The sequence below is a fragment of the Saccharopolyspora sp. NPDC050642 genome (assembly GCF_040654735.1).
GTDB lineage: Bacteria > Actinomycetota > Actinomycetes > Mycobacteriales > Pseudonocardiaceae > Saccharopolyspora > Saccharopolyspora elongata.
Genome location: NZ_JBFAIN010000004.1, coordinates 58,775 through 85,318 on the forward strand (window position 1 = coordinate 58,775; position 26,544 = coordinate 85,318).

Here is a 26,544-nt window from a genome sequence, read left to right on the forward strand (position 1 = left end):
GTCGTCATGGGTGCCGAGGAGCGCGAGCGGCCGGGCTTGCGGGAACGCAAGAAGCAGGAGACCCGCCTCGCCCTGAGCTGGGCGGCCATCCGCCTCGCCGTGGAGCGGGGATTCGACAACGTGCGCGTCGAGGACATCGCCGCCGAGGTCGGCGTATCCCCGCGCACCTTCAACAACTACTTCGCGGGCAAGGGCGAGGCCATCGCCGCACGACACCTGGAACGGGCCCGACAGATCTCGGTAGAGCTGCGCGCGCGACCGGAATCCGAGCCGCTGTGGGAGGCCATCACCAACGCCGCGATGGCCCGCTTCGCGCTCGGGCAGGGCACCGGCGAGGACCAACCGGACCGGCAGTGGGTCGACGGCGTTCGGCTGATGGTTTCCGAACCGGCGCTCCAGGGCGAGTTCGTCAGGGCCAACGCCACGGCCGAGGCCGAGCTCGCCGCCGCCATCGCCGAGCGCACCGGCACCGACCCGGCGCGCGACATCTACCCGCGATTGGTGGCCGGCGCGGTCGGAGTCGCGATCGCCGCATCCATCGAGCACTGGCTGAGCGCCGAAGAACCCACCCCGATGGCTCCGGTGCTGCGCGACGCGTTCCGGCAGCTCGCCAATGGGCTGCCCGTCCCCTGACAACCCCACAACCGGACGACCCGGCGCCGCCGGGTCGATCGACCATGCCTTTTTCCGCCACAGAAAGGAGAAAAGTCGTGATCGCCGATGTCGTGATCGCGGGCGCCGGCCCGAACGGGCTGATGCTGGCCTGCGAGCTGAGCCTGGCCGGAACGAAGCCGCTGGTGCTCGAACGCCTCCCGGAGCGCGCGGCCACGCAGCGGGCCAACGGCCTGGTCGGGCAGGTGGTGCGGATGCTCGACCGCCGGGGTCTGCACCAGCGCTTCAGCGGGAGCCCCGAGCCGCCGCAGCCCGCTCCGGTGTTCGTGTTCGGCGCGATGCCGCTGGACCTGAGCGCCATCGAGGACAACCCGATGTACCTGATGCAGATGCCGCAACGCCGCATCGAGCAGGCCCTGGAAGAACGCGCCGTCGAGCTCGGCGTGGAAATCCGCTGGGGGCACGAACTCGTCGGACTGGCCCAGGACGACGATGCGGTCGCCATCGACGTCGCCGGCCCGGACGGCCACTACCGGCTGCGCGCCCGCTACCTGGTCGGCGCAGACGGTGGGCACAGTCCGACGCGCAAGCTCTCCGGCATCGGTTTCTCCGGCGTCACCAAGGAGAACGTCGTCTCACGCCTCGCGCACGTCAGCATTCCGAGCTCGCTGGTCGATCTGGCGACGGGCGGCCTGGACGTCCCCGGCTACGGCGTCATCCCGCCGTTCATGCACCACCGCACCGAGCGAGGAGTGCTGGCGTACGCGCCTTTCCTCGACGGCCGAACGGCTGTGTCCACAATGGAGTGGGGCTCGGCCGGGGCGGACGAAACCGCGCTGACGCTGGACGAACTGCGCGCGAGCGCCCGCCGGGTGCTCGGGGTGGACCTGCCGCTCGAGCCGCCGGAAGGCGACGGCCCGCACCTCACGCGCCGGTTGACGGGCGGCAACACCCGGCTCGCGGACCGGTACCGGGACCGGCGGGTGCTACTGGTCGGCGATGCCGCCCACGTGCATTCGGCGATCGGCGGCCCCGGCCTGAACCTGGGCCTGCAGGACACCGCGAACCTGGGCTGGAAGCTCGCCGCCGAGCTGCAGGGCTGGGCGCCACCCGGCTTGCTGGACAGCTACGAGGCCGAGCGGCGGCCGGTGGCCCGGCGAGTGGTCATGCACACCCAGGCCCAGTCGGCGCTGCTCGCGCCCGGTGGCGAGACCACCGCGCTGCGGGAGCTCTTCGGCGAGCTCCTCCACGAGCCGCGCAACATCAAGCACATCGCGGACATGATGGCGGGCGCGGACATCCGCTACGAGATGGGAACCTCCGCCACGCACCCGCTGATCGGCCGGTGGGCACCCGACCTGGTGCTCGAAACCGGGACCGGCAGCGTCCGGCTCGCCGAGCTGACCGCGAACGCCCGGCCACTCCTGCTGGACATGACCGAAGGCGCCGGGCTGTCCGGAGACCTCGCCGGCTGGAGCGACCGGGTGGAGGTGGTCAGCGGCCGCACCGGAACCTCGCCGACCGCGATGCTCCTGCGGCCGGACGGCTACGTCGCCTGGGCGTCGAGTTCGGCGCAACCGGACGCCCAGGAGCGACGCAGCCTCCGCGAGGCCCTGACCACGTGGTTCGGCCCCGGTTCGCCTTAGGGGTTCGGAATGCGGCGTGAGCCGCATGCGGTGTGGGACTCAGCTCGCACCGCCGCGCAAGCCCCGTTCTGAAAAATCTCTTGGTCAGCGGCGGATCTTGATGTTCTCGATCTCCACCGGCAGGACCGGTTCGCCGTCCTGGTCGCCGCCTTCGCCCGGGATGATGCCGCCCGCGACGATCTCGTCGAGCACGTCCATGCCCTCCACGACCCGGCCCAGCACCGTGTACGCGGGCTTGATGTTGGCGTGCGAGTGCACGATGAAGAACTGGCTGCCGTTGGTGTCCGGCCCCTGGTTGCCCATCGCGATGGTGCCGCGCGGGTAGGTCTCGGCGCCGGTGACCTCGTCGGCGAAGCGGTAGCCCGGGCCGCCCTTCTCCACCGAGTAGATGTCGCCGCACTGCAGCACGCCGAGCCGCGCCGAGTTGGTCAGCCGCCAGCAGCGGGAGTCGCCGTAGAAGTCCTTGCGGGCCAGGTGCACGAGGTTGTGCACCGCGCACGGCGCGTTCGCGCGGTCGAGCTCGACGACCACGTCGCCGTGGTTGGTCCGGATCGTGGCGCGGACCGTGCCCTCGTTCTTGGCCGCGGGATGCGGCGGCCGGACCGGTCGCGCGGCCGGGTTCTCCGGTGTCGGGATGTACTCGCACATCGTGCGCGGACTCGACCACTGCTGCGGCTGGGCCTCCGCGGCGCCCATCGTGACCGCGGTGAGCATGATGCCGAGCACCCCGGCTAACCAACGCATTTTCATGCGAAGAACCTAGCCAGCCGCGCGACCGGTAGATACCGACGAAAGCAGCAGTCAGGGCGCGACGTCGGCGTAGTCGGTGCCGACCTTGAGCGCATCGATCTCGTTGACCACGGCGTCGCCCTCGGCCCCGTAGACGCCCCACTTCGGGTGGTTCTCGCTGTCGAAGGTGCGGCACGCCCAGCGCTTCGAGCCGTCGCTGAAGGTCTGCTGCTCGCCGTTGAACCAGAACTCGACCCAGCCGCCGGTGGTCTCGTCGGACAGGTGCAGTCCCAAGACGATGCTGTGCCACTCCCCCGCCGCGATCGGGTGCTCCCAGATGATGCGCGTCCCGTCCGGTTGGCGTTGCAGCAGCGAGAGCTTGCCGTCGATCACCTTGAGGACGACCGGGTAGTTCTGGACGTGGCTGCCGTAGGACTTCCACTGGAAGGTGGCGTTGTTGTCGACGGTGCTGGAAAGCTTGCTGCGCCAGCCGAGGTAGTAGGTGGAGCCGTTCTCGAAGTCGTGCTCCTTGCCGTCGATGGCGATGCCGCGGCTCTCGCACCGCCTGCTCTCGGCGGGCTTGTCGTAGCGCCACACCGCGCCGTGCTCCGGATCGTCGACGGCCGTGACGCTGCCCGGCGCGGCGCATTCCGAGCCGATGTGGGCGAACACGCCCTTGCCGTGCGCGGCGTCGCCGTCCCAGATGGCCGCGGCTGCTGCTGGGGGCGCGGAAGCCACGACGAGCGCCGCCGCCAACAAGGCCACGGCGGGAAATCTCCCGACCATGATCGTTCCCTTCCGGCGGCGGAAGGCCAGATCTACCGGATTCCGGCGGCCGGCGTCCAGGGGCGTCACCCGAACCGCCGGACGCCCACGTCGCACCCATGTAACCCACATGAGTGAATGTCAGACTGAACATCACTAACTGTAGTCGACGGGTATTTCGTCATTCACCAGCAGGAACGCCAGATCATCGGGATCTTGTGGCGCTTCCCGCTGCGATGACTGCGGGATTTCAGGGTTGGCCCACCAGCACTGACTACGTAGCGTGTCCGCCAGTCGGATCCCCGAACCGACGCGGAAGCTCGCAGCGCCGAACCCTGCCCCGCGCGGCTTCCCACCCCCGAACGAACGACTGGGCAGGGGCGAGCACCCCGAACCGGGTTCCGGCGGCGCCCCCGCACGCCCACCCGCGGCACGAACGTGCCCGCTCGCAGGCGCAGCAGGAGACCGCCCATGACGCGTACCCCGAAGCGCACGGCCGCCCGCATCGCCGCCCGAGTGGCGCTCGCCGGCCTGATCGCCGCCGCTCCCCTGGCCACGGCCATCCCCGCCAGCGCCGCCTCGGCGTCCACGTGGGACGCCGTGGCGAAGTGCGAGAGCTCCGGCAACTGGAAGGCCAACACCGGCAACGGCTACTACGGCGGCCTGCAGTTCACCCCGTCCACCTGGGCCGCGTTCGGCGGCAAGGCCTACGCCCCCAAGGCCTCCCAGGCAACGCGCGAACAGCAGATCGCGGTCGCCGAGAAGGTCCTCAAGAAGCAGGGCCCGAAGGCCTGGCCCGTCTGCTCCAAGAAGGCCGGCCTCACCCGATAACCGGTTCAAACTCGTTCTGCGCGGCGGTGCGGGTAGCGGAACCTCAGGGGCCTTCTCGACTCCGGGATCCCCGACACTCGTATGACCAATACGTCGCGTCGGGGCGGTCCTCGCGAGAAGGCCCCTGAGACCCCACGGCGGCGCCGGTTGCGCAGGTGGGCTAAGCGGCTGCGCCGCTTCAAAGATGAAGACCCGCCCTGCCGCACTCCCGAACAGCCTCTACAGCAGCACAACGCACTCACGAGCGGCGACGTGACGAGCCCCACTGCCCGGCGATCGTGGAATAACCGGGGCGGCTGTTCCGTTATCCCTGCTGCGCGGGGCGGCTGCCTCGCGCCTGTCGCACGCGATGAAAGGCTGATGCCGCCGTGGCCGTTGCCCTCTCCATTCTCGATCTGGCACACATCGGCCCTGGGGAGACGGCCGCCGACAGCTTCACCGCCAGCGTCGACCTGGCGCAACGCGCCGAATCGCTGGGCTACCGGCGGGTCTGGTACGCCGAGCACCACAACATGTCGTCGATCGCATCGTCGGCCACCAGCGTGCTGATCGGCCACGTGGCCGCGCACACCAAGACCATCCGGCTCGGCGCCGGCGGCGTGATGCTGCCCAACCACGCGCCGCTGACCATCGCCGAGCAGTTCGGCACCCTCGAAACGCTGTTCCCGGGGCGGATCGACCTCGGCCTCGGCCGGGCCCCGGGCAGCGACCAGAAGACGATGCGGGCGCTGCGCCGCGACCCGTCCTCGGCCGAGACGTTCCCGCAGGACGTGCTGGAACTGCAGGGCTACCTGTCGGGCGAGACCCGGATCCCCGGGATCAACGCGACGCCGGGCGCGGGGACCAACGTGCCGCTGTACATCCTCGGCTCCTCACTGTTCGGCGCCAGGCTCGCGGCGCTGCTCGGCCTGCCCTACTCGTTCGCTTCGCACTTCGCGCCCGACGCGCTGGAGGCCGCCGTTTCGCTGTACCGGCAGGAGTTCCAGCCGTCCGCGCAGCTCGCCGAGCCGTACGTGATCGCCGGGGTCAACGTGATCGCGGCGGACACCACCGACGAGGCCGAGGAGCACTTCCAGGCGGCGAAGCGCTACCGGGTGGCCCGAATGCTCGGCCAGGGCAGGGAATTCACCCCGGACGAGGCGGACGCCATCCTCGCTTCCCCGGCCGGGCAACAGGTCCTGCAGATGGCCAAGTACACGGCGGTCGGCACGCCCGACGAGGTCGACGACTACCTGGACCGGTTCGCCGAGCGGTCCCAGGCCGACGAGCTGATCGTCGTGTCCGCGGCGCCCGCCCGCGGGGCCTGGCGCCGCTCGCTCGAACTCCTCGCCGACGTCCGCGGCCTGGTCCCGGCCTGATCGAGGCCCATTTCCAGGCTCGTTCCACGTGGCGGCGCGGGTAGCGGCCCCCCTGCGGGAGTTACAGACGCCGCCTGGCTGTGGGATCCCCGACTTGCGCATGACCAATACGCGGCATCGGGGACTGGCCTCGCCCAGTAGCCCAAGCGGCTGCGCCGCTTCAAAGACAAAGATCAAGAACCCTGATCAGCGGGTGGGCTCGCGCCGGAACGCCGCCCGCGCCCACAGGTAGCCGGCGAGCGCGATCGCGACCGACCAGGCGACGGCGAGCACCGCGTTCGCGCCGACCGGGGTGCCCATCAGCAGTCCGCGCACCGTCTCGATGATCGGGGTGAAGGGCTGGTGCTCGGCGAACCAGCGCAACCCGGCCGGCATCGAGTCGGTGGGCACGAACGCGCTGCCGAGGAACGGCAGGAACATCAACGGCAGGCCGACGTTGCTCGCCGTCTCGGCGCTCCTGGCGACCAGGCCCATCGCGACCGACACCCAGGTGAGCGCGAGCGCCAGCAGCGCGAGCAGGCCGAGGGCGCCGAGCCACGCCAGCGGGCCGCCGGTGGGCCGGAAACCCAGCAGCAGCGCGACGAGCACGACCAGCACGACGCTGATCATCGTCTGGATCACGCTGCCGACCACGTGCCCGGTCAGCACCGACGACCGGGAGATCGCCATGGTGCGGAACCGGTTGATGATGCCCTCGGTCATGTCCACGCAGACCGACACCGACGCCGCCACGGACCCGGACGTCGCGGCCATCAGGATGATCCCGGGCGCGACGTAGTCGATGTACCCGGCGCCCCCTGCCGCGGCCCCGAGCCCGGCGCCCAGCACGCCGCCGAGGACGTAGACGAACAGCAGCATCATCACGATCGGCATGCCGATCACCGACAACGACATGCCCGGATAGCGCAGCGCGTGCAGCAGGTTCCGGCGCAGCATCGTCATCGAATCGCTCGCGGCATGGGCGAGGGTGCTCATCGAAGCGGCTCCTTCTCGTTGTCGGGGCGGCCGGTGAGGGCGAGGAAGACGTCGTCGAGGTCGGGGGTGTGCACGGACAGCGCGTCGGGCTTGATCGACTCGGCGTCGAGGCGGTCCAGCAGGCCGCGCAGCGCCGGAATGCTGCCGTCGTTGGGGATCTGCAGGGTGAGCGCTTCGTCGTCGCGGGCGACGTCGCGGAAGTTCCGGGCCGCCGCGGCGAGCTCGGCGGTGCCGGCGAACCGCAGGCTGACGTGGCCGCCCGGGATCCGGCGCTTGAGTTCGGCCGCGGTGCCTTCGGCGACCAGCCGCCCGTGGTCGAGCACGGCGATCCGGTCGGCGAGCTGATCCGCCTCCTCCAGGTACTGCGTGGTCAGGAAGATCGTGACGCCGCCGGCCACCAGGTCTCGGATGATCTGCCACATGGTCCGGCGGCTGCGCGGGTCCAGCCCGGTGGTCGGCTCGTCGAGGAAGATGACGCGCGGATCGCCTACCAGCGTCATCGCGAGGTCGAGCCGCCGCCGCATGCCGCCGGAGCAGGTCGCGGCCGGCTTCCGGCCCGCCTCGACCAGGTCGAACCGCTCCAGCAGCTCCGCGGCCCGCCGCTGGCCGACTGGGCGGCGCAGGTGGTGCAGGTCGGCCATCAGGAGCAGGTTCTCCTCGGCGGTGAGCAGGTTGTCGACCGCCGAGAACTGGCCGGTGACGCCGATCGCGGCGCGCACCGCGTCGGGATCGGCGGCCAGGTCGTGCCCGGCGACGCGGATGTGCCCGGCGTCGGCGCGGATGAGCGTGGACAGGATCTGCACGGTGGTGGTCTTGCCCGCGCCGTTGGGGCCCAGCAGCGAGTAGATGCTGCCCTGCGGGATGTCCAGGTCGATGCCGTCGAGCACGACCTTGTCCCCGAACGACTTCCGCAGCCCGCGGACCGCGATGGCGGATCGCCCAGCCATGCCCCCTCCTTTCGTCGTAGCAACGCGTTGATCGCGATCACCGGGTCGACCGCCGGTTCCGCGACCCCACGAGATCGATGGCATCACTATGGCACCACATTGGCACCCAATCAAGCCACTTTGGCTCACCTAGATGCCAAGGGCCAACGCCTGCGGCACGAAACGCCAGGTGGACGCACGGTTGGGCCCGGTTTCAGCCGCAATTTCCATTGAAATCGAAGGTTCGATTTCAATGGAAATTGCGGACGGACAGCACGAACATGACCGCTGTCGACGGCGATCAGCGCAGGGGCGCGCTCCAGCGCACGCTGGTTCCGCCCGTCGGCAGCGGCTGAACCGTGCACTGCCCGCCCAGCTGGCCCGCGCGCTCCGCGAGGTTTCGCAGGCCGCTGGGCGTGACGTCGTCCGGGATGCCGATGCCGTTGTCGGTCACCTCGATCGACAGGGTGTCGTCCAGGGCGATCGCGACCGACAGCTCCGATGCCCGCGCATGCCGGATCGTGTTGCTCACCGCCTCCAGCACGACCGCTTCGGCGTTCTCGGCCAGCTTCGGCGGCAGCACGTCGAGCGGGCCCGCCATCCGCACGGTGATGCGGATCGGGCTGTCGCCGACCACGTCGGTGACGACGCGCTGCACCCGCGCCCGGAACCGCACCGCGCTCTCCGCGGTGGCCTGCAGGTCGAAGATGCTGGCGCGGAGGTCCTGGATCACCTCGTGCAGCTGGTCGATGTGCTCGGTCAGCCGGGCGGCCACGATCGGCACCTTCGCACGGCGCTGCGTGCCCTGCATCGCCATGCCGATGGCGAACAACCGCTGGATGACGTGGTCGTGCAGGTCGCGCGCGATGCGGTCGCGGTCGGCCAGCACGTCGAGCTCCCGGCGGGCGGCCTGCGCTTCGGCGCGCTGCAGGGCCAGCGCCGCCTGGTCGGCGAACGAGGACACCACCTGCAGCTGGTGCTCGTCGAATCCCGGCGCCCCGGCCTCGCGCGCGGTGAGCAGCACGCCGGACGTGGTCTCGTCGGCCCGCATCGGAACCGCGAGCGCGGCGCCGAACTGCACGGCATTGCCCTCGGTGATGTCGAAGGCGAGGTTCGAGACGTTGCGCGGCAACCGCTCCCGGAACACCTGCCCGGTGGTGGAACCGCTGACCGGGATCGTGCGGTGCGCCAGGGCTTCGATGTCCAGCCCGACGGACACGGTGATGACGAGGTCGGTCACCTCCGCCGCGTCCTCGCCAGCCGCGGGCACCGCGACCAGGACGTAGTCGGCGGAGGTGAGCTCCGCCGCCCGCTCGGCGATCATCTGCAGCGCGTCGATGGGATCGGTGCCCGCCAGCAGTTCCGCGGTGATCTCGCTGGTGGCGTCCAGCCAGCGCTCCCGGCGGCGGACTTCCTCGAACAGCCGGGCGTTGTCCACCGCGATGCCCGCCGCGCCGGCCAGCGCCTGCATGACGACCTCGTCGTCCTCGGTGAACTCCCCACCGCCGCGCTTCTCCGTCAGGTACAGCCGCCCGAACGTCTCCTGCCGGGCGCGGATCGGCACGCCGAGGAAGCCGCGCATCGGCGGGTGGTGCGGCGGGAACCCGACCGAGGCCGGGTGGGCGGAGATGTTGTCCAGCCGCAGCGGCTTGTCCGCCTCGATGACCACACCGAGCACGCCGTGCCCCGTGGGCAGCGAGCCGATGCGCTCCCGCATCGGCTCGTCGATGCCCTCGTACACGAACTGCGACAGCTCCCCGCCAGGACCCAGCACGCCGATGGCGCCGTAGCGGGCGTCGACCAGCTCCATGGCGGCGTGCACGATGCGCCGCAGCGCCGCGTCGAGTTCGAGTTCCGACGAGATCGCGAGCACCGCCGACAACAGGCCGTCCATTCGGTCGCGCAGCCCGATGATCTCCTCGATGCGCACCTGGACCTGGTTCAACAGCTCCCTCAGCCGCAACCGGGAGAACGTATCCGCGACCGACCTCGACGGGTCCTGCGGCTCGCCGGGTTTCGGCGCGTCCGCCCTGCTCACGCGTCTACTGTGGCACGTCCGACCGATTCGCACCGGATGCCAGTGGGGACGATCGACTCTGGTTCGCCGCGCCCGCCACCGGCACGCTGGCAGCAGGCGACTGGAGGGAGACCCGATGAACACGCCGATCGGCGCGGTGGGGTGCCTGACGGCCGACCAGGTTCGGGATGTTCTGCTCAAGGCCACTTCCGCACCATCGCTGTACAACAGCCAGCCCTGGCGATTCCACTGCACGGCCGACACCATCGCGCTGCACGCGGACCGGTCCCGCGCCGTGTCGGTGGCCGACCCGGAGCACCGCGAACTGGTGCTCGCCTGCGGCGCGGCGCTGTTGAACCTGCGGCTGGCGGTGCGGGCGGCCGGGGTGCAGCCGGACGTGAACGTGCTGCCGCACCGCTGCACACCGGATCTTCTCGCGATGGTGCGCCCCGCCAGGCGGCGCCCCGCGACGCCCACGGATGTCGAACTCGCGGCCGCGATCCCGCGACGCCGCACCAATCGCAAGCCGTTCCTGCCCACGGCGGTCCCGGGGTCGCTGCACAGCCAGCTGCGGCAGGCGGCGGAGGCCGAGCGCGCGTGGCTGGCGATCCCGGAGCGCGAACAGCTGCCGAAGCTGCAGGCGCTGGCCCAGCAGGCGCACGACGCACAGCTCTCGGATGCGGAGTTCACGGCGGAGCTGCGGTTCTGGACGGGCCGCAACTCGGGCTCGCCCGACGGGGTGCTCGTGAGCAGCAGCGGGCCGCTGCCGGAGCCGCAGGACGAATGGGTGCTGCGCGACTACAGCCGCGGGCAGGCGAACATCCGGGTGGCGGGCAAGGACTTCGAGCCGGAGCCGCTGATCTGCGTGCTCGGTTCGTTCCAGGACGGGGTGTCCGCGCAGCTGCACGCAGGGATGGCGATGCAGCGCGTGCTGCTGGCCGCCACCGCCGCCGGGTTGTCGAGCTCGTTCATCTCCCAGATCGTCGAGGTGCCCACCACCCGCAAAGAGCTGCGCGAACTCATCGGCGGCGGCCTGTGGCCGCAGGCCGTGCTGCGCATCGGCTACGGATCGCCGGTGCCCGCGACGCCGCGACGCTCCCTGGACGACGTGGTCAACGGCGAGCCGGCCCGCAGCTGACGGATCTCAGGTCCGCTTCGGCCGGTGGTGCAGCTGGGTGGCCAGGACCGCCGCCTGGGTCCGGCGCTGCAGGCCCAGCTTGGACAGCAGCCGGGACACGTAGTTCTTGACCGTTTTCTCCGCCAGGTACATCCGGTCGGCGATCTGCCGGTTGGTCAGCCCCTGGCGGATGAGGTCGAGCAGGATGCGCTCCTGGGGCGTCAGGTCGGGCAGCGCCGCGGCGCTGTCCAGCTTGGCGCGCAGCTTGTTCACCAGCTCCACGGTGCCCTGCTCGCCGAGCAGCGACCGGCCCGATCCGACCGTGCGCACCGCCGACGCCAGCTCCATCCCCCTGATGTTCTTGACCACGTAGCCGGCGGCGCCGGCCAGCATCGCGTCCAGCATGGCCTGCTCGTCCGAGAACGAGGTCAGCATCAGGCAGTTCAGCCCGGGCAGCCGGGACCGCAGCTCCCGGCAGAGCTCGATGCCGTTGCCGTCCGGGAGCCGCACGTCGAGCACGGCCACGTCCGGCCGCAGGGCGGGGATGCGGGCCTCCGCCTCGCTCGCCGTGGCGGCCTGGCCCACGACTTCGAGGTCTGGCTCGGCGCTGAGCAGGTCGGCCAGTCCGACCCGCACCACCTCGTGGTCGTCGACCAGGAACACCGTCGTCTTGCCGGACCGGGTGTCATCCACCCGTCCAGGCTACGAGCGCACCCGGGTCGCTGCCCGGTGCTCTTCGCCGGCCTCAGGCGTCGGTGCGGAAGGTGAAGCGGACCTTGCCGACCCAGATCTCGTCGCCATCGGCCAACACGGCGGCGTCCACCGGCAGCCGGTTGAGGTAGGTGCCGTTGAGCGACCCGCCGTCGACGAGCACCCACCGGCCGCCCTCCTCGCGCAGCTCGGCGTGCACGTGCGAGACGGTGACGTCGTCGACCACGATGTCGCAGTCGCGGCCGCGCCCGATCGTGGTGCGCGGCATGCCGATCGTGAACCCGGTGCCCGCGTCGGGCCCGCGGCTGATCACGAGCCGGGCGCGCCCGCTGCGCGCCTCGGGCGCGCGTGGCGCCGGCACCTGCTGCCCCGCCGTGGCGGGGACCGGCCAAAACCGAGTCGGCTCGTCGATCCGAATGTCGTTCATCATCAACCTCCTCGCGAGCAAGCGAAAACGCCGCGGCGGGCGACGTTGTCCGGGTGCGGCGACCAAAGCCAGCATGCCCGGATCCGGCCGCCGCTCGCCAGGACCTTCGTCCTCACTTTCGAAGCCCGGCGCCCGGCCGCCGGCGACCCGGAAAATGGATCGCGCCAAGATCACCCGATGTGCCGATCACTGCCGCCGGGCGAAGCTGCTCATCGGGTGGGTTCGCGGTTGTAGAGCTTCTTCGCCCACAGGTAGCCGCCCAGGGCGATCACGGCGCACCAGCCGATGGCGAGGATCGCGCTGTTGCCGATCGGGGTGCCCATCAGCAGCCCGCGCAGGGTCTCGATGAACGGGGTGAACGGCTGGTGCGCGGCGAACCAGCGCAATCCGGCGGGCATCGAGTCGGTGGGGACGAACCCGCTGCCGATCATCGGCAGGATCATCAGCGGCGTCAGCATGTTGCTCGCGGTGGCGACGCTCCTGGCCATCATGGCCAATGCGGCCGACAGCCACGTGAGCGCGAAGATGATCATCACGAGCACGCCGACCGCACCTAGCCATTCGCCGAAGTCCGCGGTGGGCTCGAAGCCCACCAGCAGCGCGACCCCGGTGACGATGGCCATGCTCAGCAGGGTCTGGGCCAGGCTGCCCAGCACGTGACCGGTGAGCACCGAGACCCGGGCGATGGCCATGGTGCGGAACCGGGCGACGATGCCCTCGGTCATGTCGATGGCCACCGAGATCGCCGTGCCCTGGGCCGCGGTGGCCGCGGTCATCAGGATGATGCCGGGGACGACGTAGTTCACGTAGGCATCCCGGCCGCCCGACGGTCCGCCGAGGCCGCTCCCGAGGATGCCGCCGAGGACGTAGACGAACAGCAGCAGGAAGATCACCGGAACCCCGGCGGCCGTCAGGGTGAGCGTCGGATAGCGCAGCATGTGCCGCAGCTGGCGGCGGAACATGGTCGCCGAGTCGGTGAAAGCGGCGGAAACACCACTGGAAGCGGTACTCATCGGGTGGGCTCCTGTTCCGCGGCCGGGTTTCCCGTCAGGGCGAAGAAGACGTCATCGAGATCGGGGGTGTGGACCTGGAATTCGTCCACTGCGAGCGAAGCGCGGTCGAGGCGGTCGAGCAGCGCGCGCAACGACCGGACATCGCCCCGGCTGGAGATCTGCAGGGTGAGCGTCTCATCGTTGCGGGACAACACCTCCAGCGTCCGGGACGCCCGGTCGTAGCCTCTTGGATCGGTGAAACGCAGGGTGACGTGGCCGCCGCCGACCTGTCGCTTGAGCTCCTCCGCCGTGCCTTGGGCGACCAGTTTTCCTCGGTGCAGAACGGCGATCCGGTCGGCGAGCCGGTCGGCCTCCTCCAGGTACTGGGTGGTGAGGAAGATCGTGACGCCCTCGTCGGTCACCAGCCCGCGGATGATCTCCCACATGGTCCGCCTGCTGCGCGGGTCCAGTCCGGTGGTCGGCTCGTCGAGGAAGATCACCTGCGGCCTGCCGACCAGCGTCATCGCGAGGTCCAGGCGGCGGCCCATCCCGCCGGAATACGTCGCCGCGGGCTTCTTGGCCGCATCCACCAGATCGAACCGTTGCAGCAGGTCCGCGACGCACCGCCGCCGTTCCTGGCGGGGCAGGTGGTTCAGGTCGGCCATCAGCCGGAGGTTCTCCTCGCCGGTGAGGAAGCCGTCCACCGCCGAGAACTGGCCGGTGACGCCGATCGCGGCACGGACCGCGTCCGGATCCCGGAGCACGTCGTGGCCGGCGACCCGCATCTCCCCCGCGTCGGCGCGGATGAGCGTGGACAGGAGCTGCACCATGGTGGTCTTGCCGGCGCCGTTCGGGCCGAGCAACGCGAAGACAGTTCCCGCGGGGATGTCGAGGTCGATGCCGTCCAGCACCACGTGGTCGCCGTACGCCTTGCGCACTGCGGTCGCCGCGAGCGCGGGTTGACGGAGGTCGATGGTCATGGGAATTTCGTTTCCGTTCGTGGGAAATGAGGTCACGCGCGGGCGGATCACGATGCCGCCGTGCATGGCTTTTCGTGGCGCAGCCGGAGCGCGGTGATCGTGAGCAGCCCGTGGTGCGGACCGCATCGCCCGCGAGATCGACGGCTAGTGCGCCGGGCAATCGCCGCGATAACAAACTGCCTGGCGCGCTACTGAGTCACGAGGAAGGGAGAGCCGAACGCCGCCTCGGCGATCTGGTAGCAGGCCAGGTACCAGTTCCAGTCGCCGTTGACGTGCATGGAGACGATGAGCTCACCGTCGGAAGTGCCCAGGGCTACGCAGGCGGTACCTCCCGTCATGCCGGACAGGACGTGCAGCAGGCGGCCGTCGGCCAGCGGCCACTGCGACACCCCGAGGCCATACCGGGCGTTGGGGATCCAGTCCGAGGTGGGGCCGGTGGTCCACATCGCACGATGCTGCGCGGGCGGCAGCAGGGAGCCGGTTATCAGCGCTTCCGCGACCCGGAGCAGGTCGCCCGAGGTCGAGACGACGCAACCGGCGGCTCCCTCGAAGTAGGTCCGGTCCGTGATGTCCATCGGATCGCCATCGGTGCCTTCTAGAAGGGACGTGTAATTCTCCGCCGTGAGGCTGTCCGGGTCGACATCGTCCCTGATGAACAGTCCTTTCGAATACGCCTTGCAGTGCTGCCCCCGGAACTGCCACTCGTCCAGGGTCTGCGCGTAGGTGTTGGTCAGCCCGAGCGGTTGGACGACCGTCCGGTCGATTTCGTCCACATAGGTGCGACCGGTCGCCTTCTCGATGATCGCGCCGGCGATCTGGAAGCCGCCATTGGAATAGGCGAAGCCCTCGCCCGGCGCGAACACCGGCGGGATGGACATCTGGAGTCTCAGGAACTCGTCCGTGGTCCAGGCGTGGTAGCGGTTCTCGGCGAACCCGGACCGCGTGTGGTACCTGCGCACGATCTCGGGACTGATGCCGGTCATCCCCAGACCGCTGGTGTTGGAGAGCAGTTGCCTGATGGTCATCTTGCGGCCGTCGTTGCCGTTACCGCGGACCACGCCGGGCAACCAGGTGTCCACAGTGTCGTCGAGGCTCAGCCTGCCCTCGGCCTCCAATGTCAGCAGCGCGCTGGCGATGAACGCCTTGCTGATGCTGCCGGTGTGGAACCGGTCCCCCGGGTCGCGGCGGCGGCCGGTCTCGAGGTCGGCGACCCCGGCCGAGCCGAACCAGGTGCCGTCGGCGTCCCGGATTTCGGCGACGGCTCCGGGGGCGCTGCCCTCGGCCACCACCCGTTCCAGCGCCTCCTGCACCTTCTCGTGCCTGCTGCCTGCCATGTCGATGCCTTTCCGAGCGGGATGATCACGTGAGATCCACCCTGCCCAGACGCGCTGACCGCGTGCTGAAAGGCGACTGATGGCGGCTGTCAGAGTGCTCGGAGCCGGCCGAGCGCCTCTGCTCGCGGCATCCCGGCTCCCCGGTCGAACGCCTGCGCGTAGGCCGTTGCGCCGAGCCGTGCGGTGAGATCGTCGGTCAGCTCGCGCAGCTCCGGATCGCCCCGGTCGAACGTCCCGCGAATGACCTGGCTCATGCCGAGCGCGGTCGCCGCCCCGGCCGCGTCCCCCTCCTGCGCCAGCAACCGGGCCAGCAGTTCCGCGCCCGGTGCCGCCAGATCTCGCACGGCCGATTCCGCCACCGCCACCACCCAGGGCAGCAGCTCCCTCGCCGTCGCGAGCTGCCCGGTGTCGAGCCGACCGGCCATCCGGACCGGGATGATGAGCATCGCGGCGGCCTGCTCGGCACCGGGCTGACCGTGAGCGATCGACTCCACGTGGTGGAGCGTCTGCTCGGCGCGATCCGGTTCGCCCGCGCGGCGGTGCAGGTCGGCCAGGCCCACCAGCGGCTCGATCCGCAGGTGCGGCTGGCCGCGCTCGACGGCCTGCCGCAGGGCGGTGTCCAACTCCCGCCGAGCCCCGTCCAGGTCGCCCGCGCGCAATCGCTGGGCCCCCAGCTGGGCCCGGTACGCGATCTCCTCCGCCCAGCCGATCTCGGCCGCGAGCGCGACGCACCGCTCCAGGGCGGCGATCGCCTGGTCGTGCTCTCCCTGAAGGGCGTGGTCCTGCGCCACCCTGGCCAGGATGAACGCCAGGCCGAGGCGCTCGCCCACCTCCTCGAACCCGCGCAGCGCCCGTGCCCGCTCCGCAGCCGCGCCCGACCAGTCACCCTGGTCGTTCCGGAAGACCGACCGCGCCCAGGCCGCGATGGCCGCCACCCCTCGGTCCGGATGATCTTCGGCGCCGTGCAGCAGGCGCTCGGCCAGCTCGACGTGTCCCATGAAGTAGGCCATCGGGGCCGTCACCATCAACAACATCGGGTGGTGCTCCAGCGCGCCGGTGCTGATGCAGTCCTCGATGACCGAGCGCACCTGCTCGGGGTCGGTGGCCGTTCCGTCGCTCCTGTTCAGCTGGTACAGCGCGGTGAGGGCGGCCCGGCTGTGGTCGGGGATGGCATCGCCGAAACGGAGCACCTCGGCCACGAACCCGTCCGCCCGGGCGTCGAAGCGCAACGTTTGCCAGTACCACACCAGCGAGCCGACCAGCCGCGCCGCCATGTCCGCGACGCCGTCGTCGATGGCCGCTCGCAACGCGGACAGCAGGTTGTCGTACTCGGCGTCGAACCACCGCAATGAGGCGAGCTGCTCCCGAGACCTCAGGCGAGGCTCGTGCTCCTCGGCCAACGCCAGGAAATACCGCATGAACCGATCGGCGATGGGGTTCCGCTCGCCCAGCCGCTCGCTCGCGTACTCGCGGATGGTCTCCAGCATCCGGTACCGCTGCCCGTCCCACTGCACCAGGGACTTCTCCACCAGCGAACCGAGCACGTAGACGACGTCGTCGGCGGGCAGCGTCCCATCCGCGCAGATGGCCTCCAGGGCGGGCACCGTCGCCCCGCCGGGAAAGATCGAGAGCCGTCCGGCAAGCACCCGCTCCTGCTCGGTCAGCAGCTCCCAGCTCCACTCGACCACCGCGAGCAGCGTCCGGTGCCGCGGCAACGCCGTCCGGCTTCCCGAGGTGAGCAGCCGGAACCGGTCATCAAGCCGGTGCGCGATCTGCTCGGCGGTCATCGAGCGCAGCCGTGCGGCGGCCAGCTCCAGGGCCAGCGGCAGGCCGTCCAGCCGTCGGCAGACATCGACGACCAGCCCCACCGTCGACTCATCCAGCGTGAAGCCGGGCCGTACGGCCTGCGCCCGATCGACGAACAGCCGCACCGCAGCCGAGTCACCCGCCGTGGCGGTCCCCGTCGGCAGTTCCAGCGGGCCGAGCCGGCACAGCGACTCGCCGGTGATCGCCAGCGGTTCCCGGCTGGTGGCCAGGATCGTCAGTCGCGGCAGCCGTTCCAGGAGCCGGTCGGCGAACTCCGCGGCGGCGGCCACCAGGTGCTCGCAGTTGTCCAGCACCAGCATCGCCGGATCGGGGCCGATCAGCTCCACCAGTTGGTCGAGCATCCCCTGCCGTCCCCCGCCGAGACGCGCGCTGGCGGCACTGAGCACTCCCAGCACGGCCCCGGCGACCTCGCCCGCCGCACCGGCCAGCGGCGCGAACCACACCCGGCCCTGATCGTGGGCCGGGTGCCGGGTCGCCGTCTCGATGGCCAGCCGGGTCTTCCCCACGCCGCCCGGCCCGACGATCGTCACCAGTCGGCTGGCCGCGAGTTGTCCGGCGAGCAAACCCAGCTCCGCGTCCCGCCCGGTGAAACTGGTGCGTTGCGCGGGCAGCCGGCCAGGCACGAGTTTCGGGCGCGCCACCAGCGGGGCGAGTTCGCCGCGCAGCATGGCGAGGTGGATCTGCCGCAGTTCGGCCCCGGGATCGACACCGAGATGCTCGGCGAGCGCGCCGCGAACCTTCTCGTACGCGGCGAGCGCCTCCGACTGCTGCCCCGCCTCGTGAAGCGCACGGATCCGCAGCGCGGCCAGCCGCTCCCGCAGTGGATGCTCCCCGGCCGACGCCTCCAACTCGGCCAGCACCTCGCCGTGACGTCCCAGACCCAACGCCGCCTCGAAGCGATCCTCAGCGGCCGCCAGCCGCATCTCCTCCAGCCGCGCGGTCGCCGTGCGGACGAACGGGGCGTCCGGCAGGTCGCTCAGCGCCGGGCCGGTCCACAGGCCCAACGCGGTGCCGAGGCTGGTGATGGCGGCGGCAGGGTGGTCGGCGGCCAGTTCCCGGCGGCCCCGCGCGGCCAGCTCCTCGAACCGCGATGCGTCCACATCGGCCCTGAGCAGGTAACCCCCACTCGTCAGCTCCACCGCCGCGGTGCCCACGACCTTGCGCAACCGCGATACCAGCGCCTGCAAGGTATTGGCCGGGTCTGCGAGCGAATCCGCGCCCCACAGGTCGTCGATCAGCATCTCGGCGGGCACCAGCCGACCGCGGGCCAGCGCCAGCCGGGCCAGCAGGAGGCGGACCCGGGCACCGGGGATGCCGACCGGCGATCCATCGACGTAGGCCCGAATCGGCCCCAGCACCGCCACCCGGATCGCGCCACCTTCGCTCACCCGCCCATTGATACCGCCCGGCCTGGCGGCCGCGCGAGCACCGGGTGAGTTCGGGAGGAGAAGCGCGAAGGGGATCGTGAGCCTCTGCGCGCACCTCCTCGCGCAGGAGGGGCGCCTCGATCTCGATGCCCCGGTGGCGTGGTACTGGCCGGAGTTCGCGCGGCACGGCAAGGAGGCCATCACCTGCCGCATGGTCCTCGGGCACCGGGCGGGCGTCCCGGCTCTGGACGGCGAGCTGGCCTTCGACGAGATCGCGGCCTGGAAACCGGTGATCGGCGCCATCGAGGAACTGCGGCCGCGGTGGGAGCCGGGAACGGCGTACGAGTACCACGGCCACGTGTTCGGCGTCCTCATCGGCGAGGTCATCCGCCGCATCACCGGCCTCACCCCGGGCGCGTACTTCCGCCAGGCGGCGGGCGACCCGCTGGGCCTGCGGGCCTGGATCGGCCTGCCCGCCGAAGAGTTCGAGGGCCGTGCCCGGCTCGTGGAGGGCGAAGGACGCCCCGAGATGCCGGGACCCGAGCACCTGCTCACCCGCATCGTGACGATGAACGGCGCACTGGTCTTCCCCGGCGTCGACGTACCGCACGGCTGGAACGACCCGGCATTGCTGGGCATGGAGCTGCCCGGCGCGGGCGCGACGGCATCGGCGAGCGGCCTCGCCGGGCTGTACGCGGCGGCGGTGACCGGCATCGACGGCGGCCGGCGGCTGCTCACACCGGCCACCGTGGCGGACGCGGTCCGAGAGGTGTCGTCCGGCCAGGGCTAGCTGGGCTCCGACGCCGGGACGCGCTGGGGCTCGGGCTTCCTGCTCGACTCGCCGTCCTTCCGCCCGATGCTGGGAGAAACCAGCTTCGGCAACGACGGAGCGGGAGGCCAGTTCGCATTCGGCGACGAAGAATCCGGAGTGGGCTTCGCCTGCGTGGCCAACAGAATGATCGGCCACGGAGACGCCAGGGCCAACAACCTCATCAAAGCCCTTCGCAAGTCCCTCTGACGCCACGTGAAAGAGAACTCCCCTGCCGTGATGGGTTCGAGCGGCAGGGGAGTTCTCGCGGACGGCGCGAGGCAACCACAATCGCGATCACCAGGACAGCCTGCGAAGGCTCGGCTCTCCCAGTGCGATGAGCAACACCAGTGGATCACGGATCCTAGGCAGATTTGAGAAATTCCGGCCGACCGAAGTATCGATACTCAATCGTACCTGAAAGACGCGTCGAGAATCAGAGATCAGTCGCCCTGAAGTCGCGACCATCCCCCTCAGGGGCGCCGTATTGCCCCCAGCAGCTCTCCTTCACGCTTGCCGCGACCGTCTCGTCCGCGCTCGCCGCGACAGCCTCCGACGATGCAACGAAGGCACCGCCGACGCCCACGGCAACAACCAACGGCGCAGCGAGACACAGAGAACAAACCATCACCCGAAGGGTGGAACTCATTTGGTTCTACTCCAAAGGATTCTTGAAGAGTTGACAGACGCTGAGCGATCTTTATTCGCCCGTTCTGCGTAATTATGGGTTCCATCTTCTGGGCTTAGGATCCGGGGTCGCAGTGATCAAGCCAAAAGCGGTCGGCTACGCTTGCCCGGTTTGCCGCGCAACCGGCCGCTTGACCCGGAAGGTCAGCGGTGGCCGAGCTCCGCGAGGCGTTCCTGGATGGCGACCCAGCCATCGTTGCCGCAGCTGCGGTACAGATCGCTGGCCCGCTCCCATCCTTCGACGCTCGCGTCCCGACTTCCGGCCGAGAACAACGCGGCGGCCAGCAGCTCCAGCGCCCGGGCCTCGGTTTCGACATCGTTCGTCCGCCAACAAATCCGGACGCTCTCCCTCGCGTACTCGACGGCCTCGGCGACTTGCCCCCTCCGGAAGTGCGCCGTGCCGAGGACGCAGATCGTCACCGCGAGGGAAACCAGGTCACTGCTGCGCCGGTGGCAGACCAGCGCCTGCTCCCCGAAATCGATCGCCACCTGCAGATCACCGCGATCCAGGTGGAGCTGGCTTAGCTGCCCGAGGACTTCGCCCGCGCCGTGTGCATTCCCCACCTTTCGATGCAGTGCAAGGGATTCGTGGTACAGGACGCTTGCTTCCGCATAGTCGGCCTGCTTGTGCCGCAACTCTCCGAACCGACGCAGCGTTCCGGCGCGGGCGAACTCAAATCCGTGCAGGAGCTGGACCTCGAGCGCATCCGTGAACAGGCGCTCGGACGCATCCCAGTCATTGATCCGAAACCACTGACAAGCCATGTTGTGCAATGCCACCGAAGACCCGAGCACGAGCCCGAGAGACCGGCATATGCGATAAGACTCCGAGAAGTGGTCGTAGGCCCGGTTGAACTCGCGGATGCTCAGGCAGATGTATCCAATATTGTTCAAACAAATGCATTCCCCTTCGCGCTCTCCGAGCGCACGCGTGGCGGTGAGAGCCAGGCCCAGGGAATCGAGGGCTTCCTGATACCGACCGAGGCGCTTCAGCGGCTCGTTTATGGTGTTCGCCAATCGCCAGGTGTACCGGTCCTGGCCGTGGTCCGCGGCAACCCGAACCATGGCCAGCAAGGCACGTCGTTCCTGCAAGAACCACCGCATCGCGTCCTGGTCGTCTTCGAACTCCTTCGGCGTGACCTGGTCGTCGAGGGGAAGCATCGGCACGCCCGGGCGGTACGGGAAGAGCTTCGCCTCCGCATTTCCTGCCGTGTGGAGGTACCAGTCCAGCATTCGGACCAGCGCTTCCGCGCGGTCAACGGGGTCCTCGTCCTCCTCGGCCCGCTCGGCCGCGAACTCGTGAATCAGGTCGTGCAGCTCGTAGTGCTCGGCCTTCTGCTCGATCAAGTGCGAGTGCACCAAGACGTCCAAGTCTTCGCGAGCCTGTTGCGGTGTCGAGCCGGCCAATGCAGCCGCGGTCTCCAAACCCGTCTGCGCAACGGGATGCAGGCCGAGCAAGCGGAACATCCGCCTCGCGAGCCCGGGAAGCGTCCGGTAGGACAGCGCAAAGCTTGCTCGCACACTCGTGTGGTCACCGTTGGGACTGTCCCCGACCTTGAGGATCCGGTGCTCTTCGCGAAGAAATCCGGCGATGTCCGAGAGGGAGACCTCGCGGCGTTCCCGGGCGTAGTGACCGACGATGCGCAGCGCCAGGGGAATTCCGGAACAGAGTCCGACCAGCTCTTGGACCGCATCGGGTTCCCGGTCGCAGCGAACACCAATGGTTTCGCGCAACCAACGCGTTCCCGTCGCCTCATCCAACAGCGGAACATGGATCTCCTGAGCACCGTGGTGCAGCAGCAACCGATCGAGGTGATGCCTGCTCGTGACGAGGATGACGGCCTCGTGAGCAACATCCAGCAGCGGCTCGATCTGGCCCACATCAGCGACGTTGTCGAGCAACAACAGCATGTGGCGGTCACTCATGAACGTGGACAACTGCGCCCACTGGTCGCGAGTGTCGCCCAAGAGGTCTGCCGACACGCCGAACGAGGAAAGCAACGCGCGTACCAGGTCCGCGCTGCTCAACGGGGGATGAAGCGAAAAGCCGTTCATGTCAAGGTAGAAGTCGCCCCCTGCGAACTGCTGACGGGCGTGGTGCGCCCAATGAACACTCAGCGCGGTCTTGCCGATCCCGGCAGTACCCACCAGCACGAGCAGCCCTGCACCGGTGCCGTTCTCGGTGTACTCGTCCAGCACATCGACGAGATCTGCTCGTCCACCGAAATCACGTAGATCCCGAGGCAGCTTTCTGGGCGGGCCGCTGGACTGCGGCGCGACGTCCTCGCCCCCTCGCCGGGGCGACGGGACCGGCAACCGTATCTGGTCGAAGAAGGTGCGTAGTTCGTCGGCTTCTTCGACCAGATCGTGCGATTGCAGAAGCCTCCGCTGGTGGAAGAAGTACTCGGTCGCCTCGTAGTCGCGGTCCGCTGCTCGCAAGGCCTGAATCCGCTTCTTGGCGAGGGTGACGTTGAGCTCGTGCTCCGGTTGCAGTTCTTCCGTCGTCGCCAGAACTTGCTCCGGGTTGCCGAGCGCCAACTGGCTTTCCATCAACGTGTAGTGGGCGGGCATGACCAGCGTCGCCAACGCCTGCCGCCGAAAGGCGTCGGCCAGATCCGTGTCGAGATCGACGAGCGGCGGTTCCGCCGAAAGTTCGAGAGCTTCGGGAAGCAACTCGCAGACCAACTCGTGATCGCCGTGGCGAGCCGCGCGCTGGGCATCCACGAGGAGGTCGCGCACGTAGTGGTAGTCAACGCGTTCGCGGTCGATGTTCAACCGGTAGCCCGCGTTCACGTTCTTCACGGTTGCGGACGACTCCATCGTGTTCAAGACCCCGCGGAGCCGGGTCACGTACGTTTGAAGCGTCTTGGCGTGCCGGGCCGGGTCCGCTTCCCTGCCCCACAACCAGTCGACCACGAGGCTGATCGGGATCGTCTTCCCCGGCCTGGTCAGAAGAACTCCCAGCAGACCGCGGATCTTCGTCGCCTGCCAGTCGTCCTGCCACGTTCCGGCCAACCGCAGCCGCACTTGGCCGAATATCTTGAAGTCCACCAGCGCCCCTTTCGCTGGTCGCCCTCCCCCTGTGCATCGAGTGTGCGCGATCTCGTACTCGGCCACAGCATCCGATCGCCGTAAGTACCTACTCCATTACGGTTCCTCGCCGCGGTCGGCCATCGCCAGCACAAGCGTTCTGCAAGCGAACTGGCAACAGCCCGACATCGAGCGGAATATGCCAATGCCTCCGCGAAGTCATCGCATGCCCGACGGAACGAGCGACGGCCCTCTCAGCTGCCGATTCGACCGGATCGGCCAGTTCACCGAAACCGGATCGTCAAGTCCGCCCCGCCAACGTTGGGTTCGTCGGCCCGTTCCCGGCCGACGAGCGACAAGCGGAGGAATCATGGCCAGCAAGATCGTAGTCGCCGGGGTCGCCAGTCTCGCGATCAACGTCGGCGTGCAGGATCCGACGCGCATCACGAAGGAGGGGCCTTGGTACCCGCGCTGGCTGGAGTCCGGTGTCGGCGGCGCGGGCGGGCACATCTCGACGATCCTCTCCGGGCTCGGCGACGACGTTTCGCTGTGCACCGTGGTGGGCGGGGACCGGACCGGAGCGCTGATCCGCCGAGAGCTGGACGACAGGAACCTCAACGGGCCGGAGGTCGTCGAGGGCGCTTCGTCCGCGCTGGCGGTGGTGTTGGTCGCTCCCAGCGGCGACCGGGTCGTCTACTCCCACATGACGAGCATCGCTGCGGTCCAGTACCCCGTCGAGACGTTCCAGGAGGCCGTGCGGGGTGCCGACCTCGCGGTCCTGACCAGCATCGACTTCACCCGGCCGTTGCTTCCTGCCGCAGTGCTGCAAGGTGTGCCGATCGCCGTCGACGTCAACGTGATCGCCGACATCGACGATGACCGCTACGGGCCGTGGCTCGAAGTGGCCGACATCGTGTTCTGCAGCCACGAACGGTTGCCGTGCCCGGCCGAGGAATGGATAGCGCAGGTGTTCCGACGCTACCCGGGTTGCCTGCTGACCGCGGTGAGCAGAGGTGGCCGCGGCTGTCTGCTCGGGTTACGAGATGGGCGCCTGGTCCAAGCCGACGCGGTGGCTCCGCTCGGGGTGTGCAACACTTCGAGCGCCGGGGATTCGCTCTTCGCTTCGTTCCTGCACAGCTGGTTGGCGACCGGCAATCCGGTCGAGGCGCTGTCCGACGCCGTCGTCTACGCCGGCTGGCGCATCGGGCACCGGTTCCCGTCCGGGGTGCTCCTCGGCGAAGCCGACCTGGCGAACTTGCGGTCGCGGAATCCGGTGCGGGTCAAGCTCTCCCGGTGGGACCGGACTCAGCCTGCGCCCGCCAGTCCGTGAGGCGTCGGCGCAGCACATCGGCGGCGGCATCGCCTTGGTGGTCGAAGTGACGGATCGCCGCCGCCAAGTGCTCCTCTGCCGCTGCGGCATCGCCTTGGGACCGGTAGAAGTCGGCCCACGCCTGATGGGCGAACGCCTTCCCCTCGACGGAGCCGATGGTTTGCATCGCCGTTTCCCCGGCCGACAGCCAGGTTTCAGCCTCAGCCGTGTCACCGACCCGGACCAGCGCTTCGCCTAGGACGAGCTCCGCGCGAGCTGCGTTGTACGGGTCGGATTCACGAGATGTCGCGAGTTCGCGCTGCACCTCGCGTAACAGCGCGATCCCCTCACCGATAGCAGCTGAAGCGACCTTGGCCTGGCCGACGACGAGCAACGACAGGATCGCCTTGCGTTCCCTGCCCAACGCGGCAAAGCCCGCGCGCGCCTGCTCGGCGAAGCGCACGGCCCGCTGGTGCTCTCCAGCTGCGAGTGCGATCACCGACTGGGCATCCCTCGTGTTCGCCACCCCGTACTCGTCACCCAGCTCGCTGAACACCTCGAAGCATCGATGAAGCAGTTCATCAGCCTCCGCGCGCTGCCCTCTCAAGTTGTGCAGCAACGCGAGCCTCCGTGTCGCCCGGCCCTCCCACTCCAAGTTGCCCAGCTCCTTCGCCGACCGCACGGCGAGCTCATCGACGACCAATCGCTCCTGGTGGTGGCCCGCATAGCGGAAGAGCGGCCACATGACGTATGCCAGGTACCACGCCGCAGCCCACCACCGGCGGTCGACAGCCGTCCGGATGCAGCTGATCATGTTGGCGCACTCGGCCTCCAACCAGGCCAGCGCGGCGGCACGCTCCTCGAACACCTTCCCAGTGACTTCCGGATGGGTGAAGGAGTAGTCGGCTCCTCGCAGGTGCGGGGTGAGGAGCCGGCATGCGCCTTCCGCACTGCGGATGTAGCTCTCGATGATGCGAAGCAGCGCAGTCGCCCTGTCCTCGGAGGAGTCCTCCTCACGGGCGCGTTCTCCGGCGTGCAACCGGAGCAGGTCGTGCAGGCGGTAACGGCCCATGTTCACCTCTTCGAGCAGGTGGGCCTCCAGCAGAGCATCGAGGTGCTCGTCGAGCACCGCCGGCGGAAGATCCGTCGCCGCGAGCACCGTCTCGATGCTCATCTCCCGACCAGGATGCATGCCCAAGGTCCGGTAGGTGCGACGTGCTTCCGCGGGCAATCCGTTGTAGGACAAGTCGAACACCGAGCTCACCGAGACCTCCTCTTCCCGCGAGAGAATCCGCAACCGACCGCGTTCGTGCTGCAACTCGGCCACTGCCTGCGCCACGCCGTAACGTGGACGAGAAGCCAGTCGCGCCCCCATGACGGACAGCGCGATAGGCAGACCGCCGCACAGATCGACCAGCCGGCCGGCCTCGGTCTCAGCGGACCGCACCCTGTCGTCGCCGATGGTCCTGTCGAGCAGCCGAACCCCGTCCCCGGTGCTGAGCGGGGGCACGAACACCAGTTGCGCGCCGTCCATCCGCAGGGAAGCCAACTGCCGACGAGCCGTGACCAGCACCATGCTTCGCGGTGACGCGGGCAGCATGGCGCGAACCTGCGCAGCGGTCCATGCGTTGTCCAGCAGAATTCCTATCGCTTTGTCCGCGACCAAGGACCGCCACCAGGCCGCCCGCTGTTCGAGGTCGGCCGGCACTGCCTCCGCCGGGACGCCGAGCGCCCGAAGCCAACCGCCCAGTACCGCTCCCGGTGCAGCGGGCTCCCCGCCGTCCCCGGCGGCCAGATCCGCGTAGAACTGACCATCGGCGAAGCGTTCCTGAGCCGAATACATCCACCGGAGGGCCACCGCGGTCTTGCCCACCCCGCCCAGCCCGGACAGCACGGCGAGACCGCCGCGATCACGGCTCGACGTGTACGTCTGCTCCAATGCCGTGAGCTCGCTGTCCCGGTTGGTGAAGTACGCGGGCGGCGTCGGCAACTGGCGTGGGATCACAGGTTCGGCGGAGGCGAACTGGTGGAAGTGAATCCCGCCGCTCACGCTGCCCGCCTGGACCACGGGACCTGCGACGCTCCCGGTGAGCAGG

Annotated in this window: 20 protein-coding genes and 1 pseudogene; 8 read left to right on the plus strand and 13 right to left on the minus strand. The window is 69.4% G+C overall.

Annotated elements, in window-relative coordinates; all coding sequences use genetic code 11:
- The first annotated feature begins 6 nt into the window (after window positions 1-6).
- Complete coding sequence (locus AB0H93_RS08795; protein WP_358569672.1) at window positions 7-633, plus strand: TetR family transcriptional regulator; 627 nt, start codon at window positions 7-9, stop codon at window positions 631-633.
- A gap of 80 nt (window positions 634-713) precedes the next feature.
- On the plus strand, window positions 714-2,258 hold the full coding sequence (locus tag AB0H93_RS08800) for an FAD-dependent monooxygenase (RefSeq protein WP_358570522.1): 1,545 nt from the start codon (window positions 714-716) through the stop codon (window positions 2,256-2,258).
- An 84-nt stretch (window positions 2,259-2,342) separates the two neighbouring features.
- On the opposite strand, the gene AB0H93_RS08805 is transcribed toward AB0H93_RS08800, so the two are convergent.
- Together AB0H93_RS08805 and AB0H93_RS08810 are read right to left on the minus strand one after the other, a co-directional pair.
- Entirely contained in the window at window positions 2,343-3,008 is a 666-nt protein-coding gene (locus AB0H93_RS08805) for a peptidylprolyl isomerase (protein WP_358569675.1), read from the minus strand.
- A gap of 51 nt (window positions 3,009-3,059) precedes the next feature.
- Window positions 3,060-3,752, minus strand: a complete 693-nt coding sequence (locus tag AB0H93_RS08810) for a heparin lyase I family protein (RefSeq protein ID WP_358569678.1) — start codon at window positions 3,750-3,752, stop codon at window positions 3,060-3,062.
- Between the two features lie 471 nt (window positions 3,753-4,223).
- On the opposite strand from AB0H93_RS08810, the pseudogene AB0H93_RS08815 reads away from it, so the two are divergent.
- Both AB0H93_RS08815 and AB0H93_RS08820 read left to right on the plus strand, forming a co-directional pair.
- Window positions 4,224-4,571, plus strand: a pseudogene (locus AB0H93_RS08815) (transglycosylase family protein); the annotation flags it as partial.
- Window positions 4,572-4,951: 380 nt separating this feature from the next.
- Window positions 4,952-5,941, plus strand: a complete 990-nt coding sequence (locus AB0H93_RS08820; RefSeq protein WP_358569681.1) for an LLM class flavin-dependent oxidoreductase — start codon at window positions 4,952-4,954, stop codon at window positions 5,939-5,941.
- A 186-nt stretch (window positions 5,942-6,127) separates the two neighbouring features.
- Here the strand turns inward: AB0H93_RS08820 and AB0H93_RS08825 are convergent, their stop codons facing one another.
- The 3 genes from AB0H93_RS08825 to AB0H93_RS08835 form a co-directional block, all read right to left on the minus strand.
- The gene (locus AB0H93_RS08825) at window positions 6,128-6,916 is read right to left on the minus strand and encodes an ABC transporter permease (RefSeq protein ID WP_358569684.1); all 789 of its coding nucleotides are present in this window, start codon (window positions 6,914-6,916) and stop codon (window positions 6,128-6,130) included.
- Window positions 6,913-7,863: an ATP-binding cassette domain-containing protein gene (locus AB0H93_RS08830; protein ID WP_358569687.1), complete on the minus strand. Its 951-nt coding sequence runs from the start codon at window positions 7,861-7,863 to the stop codon at window positions 6,913-6,915. Before AB0H93_RS08830 ends, AB0H93_RS08825 begins: the two co-directional genes overlap by 4 nt.
- Window positions 7,864-8,143: 280 nt before the next feature.
- A complete protein-coding gene (locus tag AB0H93_RS08835) occupies window positions 8,144-9,880 on the minus strand; it encodes a GAF domain-containing protein (RefSeq protein WP_358569690.1) in 1,737 nt (578 codons plus the stop codon).
- Between the two features lie 115 nt (window positions 9,881-9,995).
- Between AB0H93_RS08835 and AB0H93_RS08840 the strand changes: the two genes are divergently transcribed.
- A complete protein-coding gene (locus tag AB0H93_RS08840; protein WP_358569693.1) occupies window positions 9,996-10,997 on the plus strand; it encodes a nitroreductase family protein in 1,002 nt (333 codons plus the stop codon).
- 6 nt (window positions 10,998-11,003) lie between these two features.
- Here AB0H93_RS08840 and AB0H93_RS08845 read toward each other — a convergent pair whose 3' ends face one another.
- From AB0H93_RS08845 to AB0H93_RS08870, 6 genes are all read right to left on the minus strand, one after another.
- Window positions 11,004-11,669 (minus strand): response regulator transcription factor, encoded by a 666-nt coding sequence (locus AB0H93_RS08845; RefSeq protein WP_358569696.1) that lies wholly within the window; start codon window positions 11,667-11,669, stop codon window positions 11,004-11,006.
- A 52-nt stretch (window positions 11,670-11,721) separates the two neighbouring features.
- Window positions 11,722-12,114 (minus strand): FHA domain-containing protein, encoded by a 393-nt coding sequence (locus AB0H93_RS08850; protein ID WP_358569699.1) that lies wholly within the window; start codon window positions 12,112-12,114, stop codon window positions 11,722-11,724.
- Window positions 12,115-12,323: 209 nt separating this feature from the next.
- Window positions 12,324-13,127, minus strand: a complete 804-nt coding sequence (locus AB0H93_RS08855; protein ID WP_358569702.1) for an ABC transporter permease — start codon at window positions 13,125-13,127, stop codon at window positions 12,324-12,326.
- Window positions 13,124-14,086, minus strand: a complete 963-nt coding sequence (locus AB0H93_RS08860; protein WP_358569705.1) for an ATP-binding cassette domain-containing protein — start codon at window positions 14,084-14,086, stop codon at window positions 13,124-13,126. Before AB0H93_RS08860 ends, AB0H93_RS08855 begins: the two co-directional genes overlap by 4 nt.
- Window positions 14,087-14,274: 188 nt before the next feature.
- Complete coding sequence (locus tag AB0H93_RS08865) at window positions 14,275-15,420, minus strand: serine hydrolase domain-containing protein (RefSeq protein WP_358569707.1); 1,146 nt, start codon at window positions 15,418-15,420, stop codon at window positions 14,275-14,277.
- An 89-nt stretch (window positions 15,421-15,509) separates the two neighbouring features.
- The gene (locus tag AB0H93_RS08870; RefSeq protein ID WP_358569710.1) at window positions 15,510-18,635 is read right to left on the minus strand and encodes a BTAD domain-containing putative transcriptional regulator; all 3,126 of its coding nucleotides are present in this window, start codon (window positions 18,633-18,635) and stop codon (window positions 15,510-15,512) included.
- Window positions 18,636-18,711: 76 nt separating this feature from the next.
- Here AB0H93_RS08870 and AB0H93_RS08875 point away from each other — a divergent pair, with 76 nt between their 5' ends.
- Together AB0H93_RS08875 and AB0H93_RS08880 are read left to right on the plus strand one after the other, a co-directional pair.
- Window positions 18,712-19,404, plus strand: coding sequence for a serine hydrolase domain-containing protein (locus tag AB0H93_RS08875; RefSeq protein ID WP_358569713.1), 693 nt, complete (start codon window positions 18,712-18,714; stop codon window positions 19,402-19,404).
- A gap of 66 nt (window positions 19,405-19,470) precedes the next feature.
- Window positions 19,471-19,632 carry a hypothetical protein gene (locus AB0H93_RS08880; protein WP_358569716.1) on the plus strand — a complete coding sequence of 54 codons (162 nt, stop codon included), beginning with the start codon at window positions 19,471-19,473 and terminating at the stop codon, window positions 19,630-19,632.
- Window positions 19,633-20,253: 621 nt separating this feature from the next.
- Here AB0H93_RS08880 and AB0H93_RS08885 read toward each other — a convergent pair.
- Entirely contained in the window at window positions 20,254-23,160 is a 2,907-nt protein-coding gene (locus tag AB0H93_RS08885; protein WP_358569719.1) for a tetratricopeptide repeat protein, read from the minus strand.
- Between the two features lie 349 nt (window positions 23,161-23,509).
- On the opposite strand from AB0H93_RS08885, the gene AB0H93_RS08890 reads away from it, so the two are divergent.
- The gene (locus tag AB0H93_RS08890; protein ID WP_358569722.1) at window positions 23,510-24,469 is read left to right on the plus strand and encodes a carbohydrate kinase family protein; all 960 of its coding nucleotides are present in this window, start codon (window positions 23,510-23,512) and stop codon (window positions 24,467-24,469) included.
- Here AB0H93_RS08890 and AB0H93_RS08895 read toward each other — a convergent pair.
- Window positions 24,420-26,516 carry a tetratricopeptide repeat protein gene (locus AB0H93_RS08895; protein ID WP_358569725.1) on the minus strand — a complete coding sequence of 699 codons (2,097 nt, stop codon included), beginning with the start codon at window positions 26,514-26,516 and terminating at the stop codon, window positions 24,420-24,422. The two genes, AB0H93_RS08890 and AB0H93_RS08895, sit on opposite strands and share 50 nt — an antisense overlap.
- Window positions 26,517-26,544 lie beyond the last annotated feature (28 nt).